We start from the raw sequence: 12,152 nt of genomic DNA, 5'->3' as shown, positions 1-12,152 counted from the left end.
GGCCCCGGGCGGACGGCGGGTACAGAGGATCAGGAGCGCGAACGCCACCTGGTCAGCAGCTCCGCCTCCCGCTCGGGAGTGATCTCGGCGCCCGTGGCGTACCCCGCCTCCGACTCGCGGATCTCGCGCACCGAACGGGCCAGCGGACGCGGCGCCAGCCCCGCCGCGTTGGCGGCGGCCGGGTCGGCGGTGTTGAGCGCGCCCCGGTGGCCGCCGCCCGACCACAGCGGCAGTGACCGGCCGTTCTCGCCCTCGGCCAGCAGGAAGTCCTCCCCGACCCAGGTCAGCGTGGTCCCGGGCGGGCCGACCTCGTCCGCGATCGCCTGGAGCATGTCGCCGAAGGTGAACGGCGGAGCCGGGCTGACCGCGTGGAAGACGCCCGTGCCGTCCAGCGGGTCCGTCCCGGCGGTCTGACCCTTCTCTCCGGCGGTGGTCCGGGCGGCGGCGGCCCGCTCGGTCATCGAGATGATCCAGGTGGCCATGTCGCGCCCGTCGATCACCTGGATCGGGTCGGAGGGGTAGCCCGGGGCCAGGACCTCGCCGCCGCGGGCGATCCGGTTCACCCAGTAGGTGAACCGGCCGGTGTGGTCGTGGGGGCCGATGACGTACGTCGGGCGGACGATCAGCGTGCCCGGGCCGAACAGCTCGATCGCGGCCCGCTCGCACAGCACCTTCAGCGGGCCGTACGACGCGGGGGTCACCTCCTCGGAGGTCAGGCCGGCGGTCTCGGCCAGCGGCGCGTCCTCGGCGTAGCCGCCGGGCGTCTTGGGCACGGCGTAGACCGCGCAGGTCGAGATGAAGACGTACTGGCCGGTGGTCAGCACCGACGCGAGGGACTCGACCTGCGATGGCGCGTAGGCGGTGACGTCGATCGTGGCGTCCCACCCGCGGCCCCGCAGGAGCGACAGGTCACCGTCGCGGTCGGCGACGAGGTGCTCGGCCTCGGGGAACAGGTCCGCGCCGGTCCTGCCGCGGTGCAGAAGGGAGACCTCGTGCCCGGCCGCGATCGCGGCCTCGGTGATGTGCCGGCCGACGAACCGGGTGCCGCCGATGATCAGAATGCGCATGTCTCCCATCTTTTCCTATAGGGAAAATCTTTCGCATAGCGGGCAGAGAGCCGGGTAGTCATCGGTATGGCCTTCCGCTCTCACCCGATGCCGCTGAAAAGGATCACTTGTTCGCCCGTGCCGGAGGGGCCGCAGGTGGCGAAGGGGGACGAGCCGGGAGCGGTCCATTCCGATGACACTCCGCAGTCCATCCCTTCGACCTCATACGGGATAGCGGGTACGTTGGAGATGCCCATCGTCAACCTCAGGGTGGTCATCATGCCGATCTGGCCGGGCGCGAGACCGCGTGGACACCCCCCGCCCAGCAGTGGCGATCTTCCGCACGACGCGGGCGAGCAGCTCCTCCACGGGCTGCGGATCAGCGTGCTCGCCGCGCCGGTCCGCCTGAAGGTGAGCGGCGAGATCGACCGGACGACCAGGGTGCCCTGGGCGCAGGCCCTGGACGGCCTGACCCTCGGCGGCGACGACATGCACCTCGACCTCTCCGAGCTGACGTTCATCGACGTCAGGGGGGTCTGGCTGCTGACGGAGGCCGCCCGCAACCTTCCCTCGGGGAAGAAGGTGTACCTGCACCACTCCCCTTACTGCCTGCGATCCGTACTCACCCTGATCGGATCGGATCCCTCTCCCATCCAAGTGGAGATCTCATGACCACCACCACCGCGACGACCGAGGCGGACCCTTTCGTCCATCCGGCGTTGTTCTATCGGGGGAGCAGGCAGTACCTCCAGGGGACGACGCCGTTCGTGCTCGGCGGCTTGGACGCGGGCGAGCCGGTCGCGGTGGCCGTGCCGGAGCGGAACCTCCGGCTGATCCGTGACGAGCTGGGCGAGCTGGCCTCCCAGGTGCGTCTCATCGACATGAGCGAGGCCGGCCGCAACCCCGGGCGCATCATCCCCGCCGTCCTGACCGCCTTCGCCGACCTTCACCCCGGCCGCCGCGTGCGCATCATCGGCGAGCCGATCTGGCCCGAGCGGTCCGCCACGGAGTACCCCGCGTGCGTCCAGCACGAAGCGCTGATCAACCTCGCCTTCGCGGGCCGCGGCGTGACCATCCTGTGCCCGTACGACCTCGACGGGCTCGACCCCGAGGTCGTCCGTGACGCCAGGATGACCCACCCCACCATCATGGACGCCTCCGGGCTGCGCATCAGCGAGGAGTACGCGCCCGAGCACGCCGTCCAGGAGTACAACCGGCCGCTGCCCGCCCCCGGTAACGCCGTCGAGTTCGCCTTCGGTGAGACCGACCTGTTCAAGGTGCGGGCCTTCGCCGTCGAGCACGCCTCACGCATGGGGCTCTCCGGCGAGCGCCTCCAGGACCTCAGGCTGATCGCCAGCGAACTCGCCTCCAACAGCCTCGACCACGGCGGCGGATCGGGAACGCTGCGCCTCTGGTTCGAGGACGGCCGGGCGGTCATCGAGGTCAGCGACGCCGGTCACATCGTCGACCTCCTCGCCGGTCGCAGACCCGCCGCCGCCAGACAGCAGGGCTCCCGCGGCCTGCTCATGACCAACCTGCTCAGCGACCTCGTTCGCATCCACACCGGCGGGGACGGCACCACCGTCCGCGCGTACTTCACCGTCTGACATCCCTGTGCGGGCCTCGTGGCCGGCCGGATCGCTCCGGGCCGACGCCTGGCCGTATGGAAGGACGCCATCCTGAAATCCGTCAACGAACGTCGCCTGCTGCTCCCCGGCGGGCCGGACGTCATCGAAACGGCCCCCGAGGCCGAGCGGGCCGCCGTGGCCGGACCGGCCCCCGAGGCCGAGCGGGCCGCCGTGGCCGGACCGGCTCCCAAGGCCGAGCGGGTCACCGCGGCCGGATCGGTCCCCGATGCCGGAGCGGCCGCCGCCGAGCCGTCCGGGAGCCGGGAGGGCGCGGCCCGGCGGGCGGAGGAGAACCGGCTCACCGCCAGCCTCCACGAGCTCATCATGCCCGCCTCCGACGAGCCCCGGGTCCTGCCCGGCATGCGGGTCGCCGCCCGCTACCAGCCCGCCGTCACCGAGGCGTACCTGGGCGGCGACTGGTACCAGGCGATCCCCCTGGACGACGGTGAGGTGCTGCTCGCGGTGGGAGACGTGGCCGGTCACGGGCTGCCCGCCGCCTCGGCCATGGCGAAGCTGCGCCACGCGATCACCGGCCTGGCCTTCGCCGGCCACGACCCGGCGGAGATCCTCGGCGTGCTGAACCGCATGCTGTGCAGGCTGCGCCCCGACGTGCTCGCGACGGCGCTCGTGGCCCGCTACCGCCCGGCCGACCGGACCCTGCGCTGGACCCACGCCGGCCACCCCCCGATGCTCCTCGCCCGGGGCAACCGGGTGGAGCGCCTGCTGCACCCGGGCGTCCTGCTGGGCGTCTCGGAGGACGCCACCTACACCTGCGGCTCCGTACGGCTGCACCCCGACGACCTGCTGGTGATGTTCACCGACGGGCTCATCGAGAAGCGCGGCGGCGACCTTTACGAGGGCCTGGACATGCTGAGCCGCGCGGTGGCCGGGGCGATCGGCCCGGCTCCCGTGGCCTCGTCCCCGCTCCCGCCGGCGCTCCCGTCCGCGGTCGCCGCACTCCTCCCGCCCATGGTCCCGGCCCTCGGCGTGGCACCGACCGCGCCGCCGTCCACGCCACCGGCTCCCCGCGACCGGCTCACGGCCGTCATGGACGCCATGGCGCCCAGCAACGAGGCCGACGACACGTGCGTCCTGATCGCCCAGGTGACCGGCGCCCCGGCGTAGCCCCGGTACGACCACCTGACCCCGCACGCCATCACGCGAGCGGGGTCACGCGCCCAGGATCATGACGGGCGCGTGCCCGAGGAGTACGACGGGCGTCGCGTCAACGAAGGCTCGCGAACCACCGTCCCGCCTCCTTCCACGCCTCCACGCGGGTGAAACCGGTACGCCCGGCCAGGGAGCCCAGGTCGGACACGGAGACGGTGGCCCACGTGAACCACGCGCCGGTGAGCCCGCGACCGCGCAGACGTACCCGCTCGACCCGGCCCGCCGTACCGGGCGGCCGCACCTCGGCGATCACCTCGCCGCCCGGCCGGACCAGCTCGCGGACCCTGCGGAGCAGGGCGTCCGGGTCGCCGCCGATGCCGATGTTGCCGTCGGCCAGCAACGCGGTCGCCCAGCGGCCCGCCCCGGGCAGCGGCTCGAAGACGTTCCGGCAGATCGCCCGGCCGCCCGCGCGCCGGGTGAGGCGGACGGCGTAGGGGGTGACATCGACTCCCAGGGCCGCGATCCCGCGCCGGGCGAGCGCGACGGTGAGCCGCCCAGGCCCGGAACCGACGTCCAGGGTCGGGCCGTGACACCGGACCTCGTGCCCGGCCGCCCGCAGCGTCTCGACGACGTGGCTTCCGATGAACCCGGCGGAGCCGGTGACCAGTGTTCTCATGCGGGGACGGTAATCGCGCCCCGGCAGGCCGGAGGAGGGGCTCGGCGATGACGTTCGCACCTCGTAAGGAAACGAGCCGATCGCCGCGCACGGGCCGGTCGCGCGGCCCGGAGGTCACCGGGAACGGTCGCGGTCGCTGATCCACGCGTCGGTCCGCCGGTCCGTGCCCGGATCGGCGGCCGGTAACGGCGTCGCCCTGGTCTCGGTCGCGGTGAACCCGCCCACCGTGTACCGCTCGTGCAGCAGGAAGCCGAGGACGCTCGCGACCGCCTGGACGCTGTCGCGGGCCGAGGTGCGGCCGGTCAGCAGGTAGACCAGCGGCGTGGACGGCTGGTCGATGGAGAACCGGCGGCCGTGGTGGTGGACGTCCTGCAGGGTCCTGATGGGCAGGGGCTGCTCGGTGGTGAACCAGGCGGTGACCTCCCACCCCGGCGGCCCGGCGCCGGGGGCGGCCGACTCCGCGTAACAGGCCGCGCAGCCCTGGCGCGCGTCCTGCCCGTGAGGGCACGCCCAGGAGGCGAAGTCATGCGGCATGCTGCGTTCGGTCATGTTCCGACCGTACCCGTCCGCGTGCTCCGCGACCGGCAGCCCACGGCGGCCACGGCGTGATCCCCGCACGTTCGGAGACGACAGGGAAGCCTGGGGCCGGTGACCATGAAGGTGCTCCCGATACCCGGTGCCGGGACGCGCCCTGCCACGCCGGTCCGATCCTCGCCCCCGGCCGCCGCCGGGGCGCGGCGGAAGGGGGCCCGGGGTCTCTCGAAGAGGCGTGCCGAGGCGCCGACCGGCGCAGACGCGGTATCCGTCCCCCGCGAGGATCGAGGATCCGACATGACGTTCACCGGCTCCGCCGAAGGCCGCCACCGGGCCACGGACCCGGCTTCCGCCCCCGGCCCCGTTTCCCCCGCACCGCGCCGCCGAGGGCGCCTGGTCCTTCTCAGCGTGCTGGCCGGCGCGGCGCTCGCCTCCCTGTGGTCCTACCACTTCGTGGACAGCGTGATCGGCGACAACGTCGCCAACACGCTGCTCGGCCACGACGCCAAGGGCACCGCGATCACCGGTGCCGTGGCCGGGGCGGTGTTCGCGTTCGTGTCCGGGCTGGCCGGCACGTTCACCGCCTGCAACGTGGCCGCGTTCGGCGCGGTCGTCCCGCTCGTCCGGCATGGCGACTCCTGGCGCGTCAGGCTCCGGGAGACGCTGCGCCCGCTCGGCCGGCTCGCCATCGGCATGGTCGCGGTCAGCGGCGTGTACGGCGCGGTCGGCGCGCTCCTCGGTGACCGGCTGCCGCAGCTCTCGACCGCGACCGTGGGCGACGGGATGCCGGTACGGCTGCTCCAGGCGTCGGTGGTGTTCGGGATCATCGGGCTGGCGTTCATCTGGCTCGGCCTGGCCGCGCTGCGCCTCGTGCCCGACCCGCTGGCGCGGCTGGAGCGCCGCTTCCCGAACGTCCGTCTCGTCGTCCTGGGCGCGTTCGTCGGCGGCTTCCTCATCGGCCGGCCGTTCCCGCTCTTCCACAAGCTGTTCACCTACGCCGCCGAGACCCACAACCCCCTGTACGGCGCGGCCGTGTTCATCCTGCAGTCGGTGGGCAACATCGCGGTGATGGCGGTGCTGTTCGCCGCGCTCATGCTCGCGGCCCGGGGCCGGTTCGCGCGGTGGCTGGCGGCGAAGCCGGCCCGCCTGGTGACCGTGACCGCGGTCGCCTTCCTCGTCGCGGGCTCGTTCACGCTGCTGTACTGGGACCTGCGGCTGCCGTCGATGTTCGGCTACGGCTGGTACCCGGTCGTCCCCTGGTAGCCGAGCCGGTCCGCCCCGCGGCCCGGAACGGTACGGGATCATGACGCCATGGCCCTGCAACCGCCGGCCGAACTGGTCGCGCTTCTCAACCTCGTCGGACTGCCATGGCCGCCGGCCGACGAGGACAAGCTCTACGCGTCCGGGCAGCGGTGGATCGCCTTCGCGGAGGCGATGAGCCGCCACACGGTCGCGGCCGGCGCGCACGTCGTCCGGACCACGACCCGCAACGTCAGCGAAGGCGTCCGGGCGCTCGACGAGGACTGGCGGGAGACCTCCGAACACTCTGACGACGCGATCGCCGCCGCCCTGCTCATCGGCTGCGCCCTGCAGCTCGCTGCCATGATCGTGCTCGCGGCCAAGGTGGCGTTGATCGTCATCCTCCTGCGGCTCGCGCTGAACCTGCTCCGGCTCACCGCGGCCTCGGGCCCCACGGCCGGGGCCTCCCTCGCCGCGGTGCCCGCCGTCGTGGGAGGCTCCCGCCTCGCCACCCGGCAGCTCGCCCACAAGACGTCCGGACTGATGGAACGGAGCGTGCTCCGCCTCTTCGACCGGGCCACCGCACTCCTGCGGAAACCTCCCGTCCGGGAGGGCGGCACGCGGCTCCCGGCCTCGGAGCGCCCGCCCACACCCGTTCGCGGACCGGACAACTATCTGGAGGCCGCCGCCGACGACAGCGTCGTCGTGCGGGACATCACCCCCTATCCGATATGGCGCAGGGACCGTGAGCCGCTCTACCGCGTCGACAACAGGCCGCCGGAAGAGGTGTTCGAGGAGGGGTTCCGCCCATGGGACCCCTCGGCCACCGACCTGGGCGACTACGTGAACAAGTCCGCCCCCTCCGCCTTCGTGGGGACCAGTTACCGCAGGGACATCGACAACGTCCTCCTGCGCCGCCACCTCTACGAGGTGGACGCCCCCGGCGGGATCGACGTCCGGGAAACCCTCCCGGCGAGCGGACGGCTGGGCCACGAACAGGAGATCGCCTTCCCCGGCGGCGTCCACCGGCGGTACATCTCCGGCGCCTGGCCCGGGGGAGTGCCCAGAACACCGGAGAACTTCATCCCCAATCCGCACTACGACCCCTACCCCGGCTACCCTCGACAATGATCGGAACCATGTCCGGCCGCCTCCGCAGCGCGTCCACGAGCCGCAGGGGCGGGTGCGCCGGCCGAAGACGCTCCCAGGAACGGGTACGACAGTGAACGACGCCCCGGCGCCGCCCCCGCTCACCGACGAACTGCGGGAACAGGCGCGACGCAGCCCCGGGACCTGGCTCTACGCGATCGACCCCTTCTTCGGCCCCGGTGACGAGGTCCCGCCGTACGGCGTCGTCGGCGCGTGGCGGGCCGACGACCGCGGGGAGATCACCGGCGAGTTCCGCCGCAACCCGAACTACCGGCCCTCACCGGTCGCGCTCGGCTATCCCGAGCCGACCGACCCCGTCGACAGGGCCGTCCAGCTCGGCGCGACCGGTTACACCGGCGGGCAGGACATCGTCCGCCTGCTCCTGGCGGCCGAGGTGATCGTGGCCGTGGGCCCGGGAGGCGGCATCCCCGTGTTCGAGACGGGCGGGGGCCGCGCGGCGTTCGCCTACACGGCTCACGCCCACCTGCCGGACGAGTTCCCGGAAGGCACTGCGGGCTGGCAGCCGATCCGCGGCGGCGACCTGGTCGCGCTGCTGCCCGCTGACGTCGGCGTCGCGGTCAACCCGTCCGGGCCGGCGAGTGTGATACTCCCGCCCGCCGACCTGCACCGCCGGCCCTGACGCCGGTCCTCGACCCCTGACCGCCGGTCCTCGACTCCCGGCCGTCGACCGCGGCCCCCGGCCTTCACCGCGGGCCGTGACCGGTGATCCTCGCCGCCGGCCGCCGGGCCGGTCTCAGGCCTGCCGTACGTCCCGCAGGATCCGGTCGGCCTCCTCCTCGCTCCGCTGTTCTGCGGAGCGGTGGTTCCCGGCCATGAGGCCGGTGCCCTCACCCGTCGTCACATGCCGTTCCGCCAGCGACTCGTAGACGTCCAGCGCGTGCCGGGTCATCGCGTGATATGCCGCCCCCACCATGCTTCCCAGTTCGTCGTCACCCCACGGGTCGCCCTCCCCCTCCAGATAGGCGCGCATGGCCCGCACCTCCGTCAGGTGGTCCGCACCGTTCTCGGTGAGCCCCCTGCTCATGTCACGCAGGTCGGCGTGTGAGACGTCCATCCAGGAATCGCCGGTCATCGCTCCTCCAGCCTCCGCACGGTCGACTCGATCCCCGCCGCGAACTCGTCCATGCGGCGCATCACGTCGTCGTGAACACCCTCCAGGCTCCTCGCCAGCGCCGTGGGGACCGGAACCGTCGCCGGATCCAGACCGTGGACGTCCGTACGGAGATCGTCCACGGCCGCGTTCACCGCGGTGAGGATCTCCCGCGCGAGGTCCTCGGACGCCATCCGCATCACCCGCGGGTTGAGGTTCACCTCACGAAGCCGCCCGTCCGGGCCGACCAGAACGCGCACCTGGCCGTCCGCGGCCTGGCCGCAGCCCCGGAGCGCCTCCCGCTCCGAGTCCTGCGCGCCGTCCGTCTCGCCGAGGGCGCGGACACTCTCCGAGAGCATGTCGCCGAAGCGCCGTCCGTCCTCGTGTGTGCTGCTCATCCCCGGCTCTCTTCCTCAGGTTCTTCGGTAAGGGCTCCCCGTACCGGGTGAGCGGCCCGGATCACACAACTTACGCGCGAACGGCCGCCCAGGCATCCACACGGCCCAGGGACCCGGTGACGTGGCCGCCGGATTCTCCGTCATCCGATGGGAAGCAAGAAATGATCTTTGGGTAAGTCGCGCGAGCCGGGAGACCACGGTTCGCGGCGGGGTTCCATGATGTCCGGGAGGCGCGCCCGTCGTGCCTCAGGGACGTCATCACGTGGTTCGCGCCGTTGGACAGTACGGAGGCCGGAGTGATCCGAGTAGCCGGAAGGCACGCTGTTTCCCTCGCCTGCGCCGTGCTCGCCGGCGGGGGGCCGGCCGCCGGCGCGGGGCCGATCACCGGTACGGGGCCGGCCCTCGGGCAGGTGGTCACCGGGCCGGTGGCCGCCGGGCCGGTGGTCGCGGCGGGCCACCCGATGGCGGTGGCGGAGGACCGCCCGGTCGTGACGATGCCGGGACACCCGGTGGTGACGGCGCCGGGACGCCAGCCCTACCCGCCCAGCCCGGCGCCCGTCGAGCGCGTGTTCGGTGACATCGTCCAGGTCGGCAGGGACACGATCAAACTTCTCGACGACACGGGCAAGCTGGTACGGGACGCCCGCGACCTGCTGAGGCTCATCTTCGGCAGGGGCGCCCGGTCCAGCCCCGCCGCCGACCGGATCTCCTCGGACGCCGAGAGGCTGGAATCCCAGGCCACCGGGCTCAGCCGCATGCCGCTGCAGAACGGCCGGGACGCCGAAAGGGTCGCCGCGGAGGCCAGGCGGATCGCCGTACGGGCGGACCGGGCCGCCTCCTTCGCGGAGCGGTTCGGCCCCGTGGCCGACGCCGTGGTCACCGACGCGAGGAACGTCGCCGCCCTGGCCAGGCGGGTCATCGCCGGCGCGGACCGGATCGCCGCGGCGCGGCCCGGCCCCGGCGCCACCCGGGGGTAGAGCCGACACGGCCCCGTCCCAGCGCCGCCCGAAGGGTAGGGCGGACACGGTGCCCGTCACGCGTCCGGGGACGGGGGCGGGGCGACCGAGGACCGGGTGATGAGGCGCGAGCGGAGGGTGTGCATCTCGCGGCGGGGCTCGGCCCCTCCGACGATGTCGAGCAGCACCTCGGCGGCCTTCGCGCCGAGCTGGTGAACCGGCTGCTCGATCATCGTCAGGGGCGGTTCCATGACCGCCGCCCAGGCGCTGTCGTCGAAGCCGATCAGCGAGATGTCGCGCGGGCAGGACAGCCCCGACGTCCGCAGGGCGCGCAGCGCCCCCGTCACCGCCTCGGTCTCGGTGCAGAACAGCGCGGTGACGCGGTCGGGGAGGGCGAGCATGCGGGCGACCTCCTGGGTCGCCCGCTCCTCGATCTTGCGCCCCATCATCACCAGGTCGGGGTCGAAGGGGATGCGCGCGTCGTCGAGCGCGTCGAGGTAACCGCGCAGCCGTTCCCCGTCGGTCCACAGGTTGCGGGACGCCGCCGCCAGCAGCGCCCGCCGGGTCGCGGGCGGCTCCGCCATCGGCGGGCCCCACACGAACCCGATACGGCGGTGCCCGGAGGCGATGAGCGTCTCGACCGCCCGGCGCGCCGCGTCGCGGTTGTCGATGACGACCGCGTCGAGGTCGACCGACGCGACCGCCCGGTCGACGAGCACGACGGGGATGCCCCGGTCCAGCGCGGCCCTGATGTGCGCGACGTCGCCGCGGCCGACCGCGGCCGAGGCGAGGATGACGCCGTCGACGCGCTTGTCGATGAGCACGTTCGTCGCCGCGACCTCCTCCTCCAGGTCCTCGTACGTGCTCAGCACGAGCGTGTCGAAGCCGCGGGCGCGGGAGGCGTCGGAGATGCCGCGCATCACCCCCGCGAAGAAGGGGTTGCCGATGTCGGCGACGATCACGCCCAGCGTGTGGCTCACGCCCGTCGACATGCTGCGCGCCAGCGCGTTCGCGCGGTAGCCGAGCTTCTCGGCCGCCGCGAGCACCCGCTCGCGCAGTTCGGGGCTGACGTATCCGTACCCGCCGAGTGTGCGGGCCGCGGTCGCCCTGCCGACACCGGCCTCGGCGGCCACCTCGGAGATCGTCGGCCGTCCCGCCTGGCTCCGCTCACCTGGCATGGATCGCGTCCCTCGTTTCTCGCGTTCGGATCTCGCGTTCGGAGGCTCGCCACATGCTAGATCCCTTTCATGGACCGGGCGCGTTTCCCCCGGTCACCCGTCCGGTCCCGCGCTACGGCGAGGACCGCCGAGGGGACCCGGGGCATGCCTCGCCGCTCCCGGCTAACCCTGCGGTACGGCGGGACGGCCGCGGGCGAACGCGCCCTCGACGAGGCACTGCTCGTGGGCCGCCTCCGCGCCGTCGCGCAGCGCCCGCTCGATCATGTCACGCCGTGGCCGGGTCCCGGCCGACCAGCCGCCGCGCAGCAACGATACGGCGAACCCGGCGAGGAAGGCGTCACCGCAGCCCATCGTGTCGACGATCTCCCGGGGGTCCGCCACCGGAAGAGCCGGAGCGGCGACGGTGACGTCGCCGTCGTACGCGATCGCCCCGTCCACGCCGCGGGTGCCGAGCGCCAGCCGCGCGCCCCGCCGTACGGCGTCGGCGAGGAGGTCGCGCGTGGCGGCCTCGTCGAGGTGGGAGCACGACAGCAGGACGAGATCGGCGTGCGGGCAGACGCGGTCGAGGTAGGCGGGGGAGCGGAACTCCTCCTCGCTGGACAGGTCGAAGCTCACCAGCGGGCCGAGCCCGGCGAGCTTCGGCAGTTCGCTCTCGCTGCCGGAGTAGACGCTGGAGTGCACCAGGTGGAAACCCGACACGTAGCCGAGCAGCTCGTCGTCGAGCACGAGCGGCTCCCGCACCGTCACCCCGCCGCCGTTCCATCCGAGGAAGACGCGGTCGCCGTCGTCGACGCGCAGGGTGGAGACGCCGCTCTCGCCGACCCGCACCACGCACCGGTCGACGGCCACCCCCTGGGCGGCGATCGCCTCCCGCAGGAACCGGCCGAGGTCGTCGTCGCCGAAGACCCCGAGGTAGGCGGCGTCGAGGCCGAGTCGGCGGGCGTAGACGGCGACGTTCACGCTGTTGCCGCCCGGATAGTCGACGCCGCGGTCGACGAACCGGTCGACGATGTTGTCGCCGAAACCGAGGACTCTCATGGGTTCTCCTGTGCGCGGGTTCCGCGCACCGCGGCGCGGGACAGGGGGAGGGCACGCGTACGGGCCGGCATGACGCCGGCCCGCGCGTA

General features: G+C 73.2%; 14 protein-coding genes. 7 read left to right on the top strand and 7 right to left on the bottom strand.

Annotation, left to right across the window (positions count from 1 at the left end):
* Positions 1-29: 29 nt before the first annotated feature.
* The gene (locus HDA43_RS25615; protein ID WP_179825864.1) at positions 30-1,067 is read right to left on the bottom strand and encodes an NAD-dependent epimerase/dehydratase family protein; all 1,038 of its coding nucleotides are present in this window, start codon (positions 1,065-1,067) and stop codon (positions 30-32) included.
* Positions 1,068-1,295: 228 nt separating this feature from the next.
* On the opposite strand from HDA43_RS25615, the gene HDA43_RS25610 reads away from it, so the two are divergent.
* From HDA43_RS25610 to HDA43_RS25600, 3 genes are read left to right on the top strand one after another with little or no spacing between them, the layout of a single operon-like run.
* On the top strand, positions 1,296-1,718 hold the full coding sequence (locus tag HDA43_RS25610) for an STAS domain-containing protein (protein WP_179825862.1): 423 nt from the start codon (positions 1,296-1,298) through the stop codon (positions 1,716-1,718).
* Positions 1,715-2,653 (top strand): anti-sigma factor RsbA family regulatory protein, encoded by a 939-nt coding sequence (locus HDA43_RS25605; RefSeq protein WP_179825860.1) that lies wholly within the window; start codon positions 1,715-1,717, stop codon positions 2,651-2,653. Before HDA43_RS25610 ends, HDA43_RS25605 begins: the two co-directional genes overlap by 4 nt.
* Before the next feature lie 18 nt (positions 2,654-2,671).
* Positions 2,672-3,799, top strand: a complete 1,128-nt coding sequence (locus HDA43_RS25600) for a PP2C family protein-serine/threonine phosphatase (protein WP_179825858.1) — start codon at positions 2,672-2,674, stop codon at positions 3,797-3,799.
* A gap of 100 nt (positions 3,800-3,899) precedes the next feature.
* Here HDA43_RS25600 and HDA43_RS35360 read toward each other — a convergent pair whose 3' ends face one another.
* Both HDA43_RS35360 and HDA43_RS25590 read right to left on the bottom strand, forming a co-directional pair.
* On the bottom strand, positions 3,900-4,460 hold the full coding sequence (locus HDA43_RS35360; RefSeq protein ID WP_179825856.1) for a class I SAM-dependent methyltransferase: 561 nt from the start codon (positions 4,458-4,460) through the stop codon (positions 3,900-3,902).
* Between the two features lie 114 nt (positions 4,461-4,574).
* Positions 4,575-5,009, bottom strand: coding sequence for a hypothetical protein (locus HDA43_RS25590; RefSeq protein WP_179825854.1), 435 nt, complete (start codon positions 5,007-5,009; stop codon positions 4,575-4,577).
* 282 nt (positions 5,010-5,291) lie between these two features.
* Here HDA43_RS25590 and HDA43_RS25585 point away from each other — a divergent pair, with 282 nt between their 5' ends.
* From HDA43_RS25585 to HDA43_RS25575, 3 genes are all read left to right on the top strand, one after another.
* Complete coding sequence (locus HDA43_RS25585; protein ID WP_179825852.1) at positions 5,292-6,257, top strand: hypothetical protein; 966 nt, start codon at positions 5,292-5,294, stop codon at positions 6,255-6,257.
* A 48-nt stretch (positions 6,258-6,305) separates the two neighbouring features.
* The gene (locus HDA43_RS25580) at positions 6,306-7,364 is read left to right on the top strand and encodes a scabin-related ADP-ribosyltransferase (RefSeq protein ID WP_179825850.1); all 1,059 of its coding nucleotides are present in this window, start codon (positions 6,306-6,308) and stop codon (positions 7,362-7,364) included.
* A 91-nt stretch (positions 7,365-7,455) separates the two neighbouring features.
* A complete protein-coding gene (locus HDA43_RS25575) occupies positions 7,456-8,022 on the top strand; it encodes a type VII secretion system-associated protein (RefSeq protein WP_179825848.1) in 567 nt (188 codons plus the stop codon).
* Positions 8,023-8,136: 114 nt separating this feature from the next.
* On the opposite strand, the gene HDA43_RS25570 is transcribed toward HDA43_RS25575, so the two are convergent.
* Together HDA43_RS25570 and HDA43_RS25565 are read right to left on the bottom strand one after the other, a co-directional pair.
* A complete protein-coding gene (locus HDA43_RS25570; RefSeq protein WP_179825846.1) occupies positions 8,137-8,475 on the bottom strand; it encodes a hypothetical protein in 339 nt (112 codons plus the stop codon).
* Positions 8,472-8,891 carry a YbaB/EbfC family nucleoid-associated protein gene (locus tag HDA43_RS25565; RefSeq protein WP_179825844.1) on the bottom strand — a complete coding sequence of 140 codons (420 nt, stop codon included), beginning with the start codon at positions 8,889-8,891 and terminating at the stop codon, positions 8,472-8,474. Before HDA43_RS25565 ends, HDA43_RS25570 begins: the two co-directional genes overlap by 4 nt.
* Positions 8,892-9,187: 296 nt before the next feature.
* On the opposite strand from HDA43_RS25565, the gene HDA43_RS25560 reads away from it, so the two are divergent.
* Positions 9,188-9,868, top strand: a complete 681-nt coding sequence (locus tag HDA43_RS25560) for a hypothetical protein (RefSeq protein WP_179825841.1) — start codon at positions 9,188-9,190, stop codon at positions 9,866-9,868.
* 56 nt (positions 9,869-9,924) lie between these two features.
* Here HDA43_RS25560 and HDA43_RS25555 read toward each other — a convergent pair whose 3' ends face one another.
* Both HDA43_RS25555 and HDA43_RS25550 read right to left on the bottom strand, forming a co-directional pair.
* A complete protein-coding gene (locus tag HDA43_RS25555) occupies positions 9,925-11,025 on the bottom strand; it encodes a LacI family DNA-binding transcriptional regulator (protein ID WP_179825839.1) in 1,101 nt (366 codons plus the stop codon).
* 162 nt (positions 11,026-11,187) lie between these two features.
* Positions 11,188-12,063, bottom strand: a complete 876-nt coding sequence (locus tag HDA43_RS25550) for a PfkB family carbohydrate kinase (protein ID WP_179825837.1) — start codon at positions 12,061-12,063, stop codon at positions 11,188-11,190.
* Between the last annotated feature and the right edge of the window lie 89 nt (positions 12,064-12,152).

The sequence above is a fragment of the Streptosporangium sandarakinum genome (genome assembly GCF_013409935.1).
Classification (GTDB): domain Bacteria; phylum Actinomycetota; class Actinomycetes; order Streptosporangiales; family Streptosporangiaceae; genus Streptosporangium; species Streptosporangium nondiastaticum.
The sequence above is the reverse complement of the archived record's forward strand: the minus strand, read 5'-3'. Positions and strand labels throughout refer to the sequence as shown.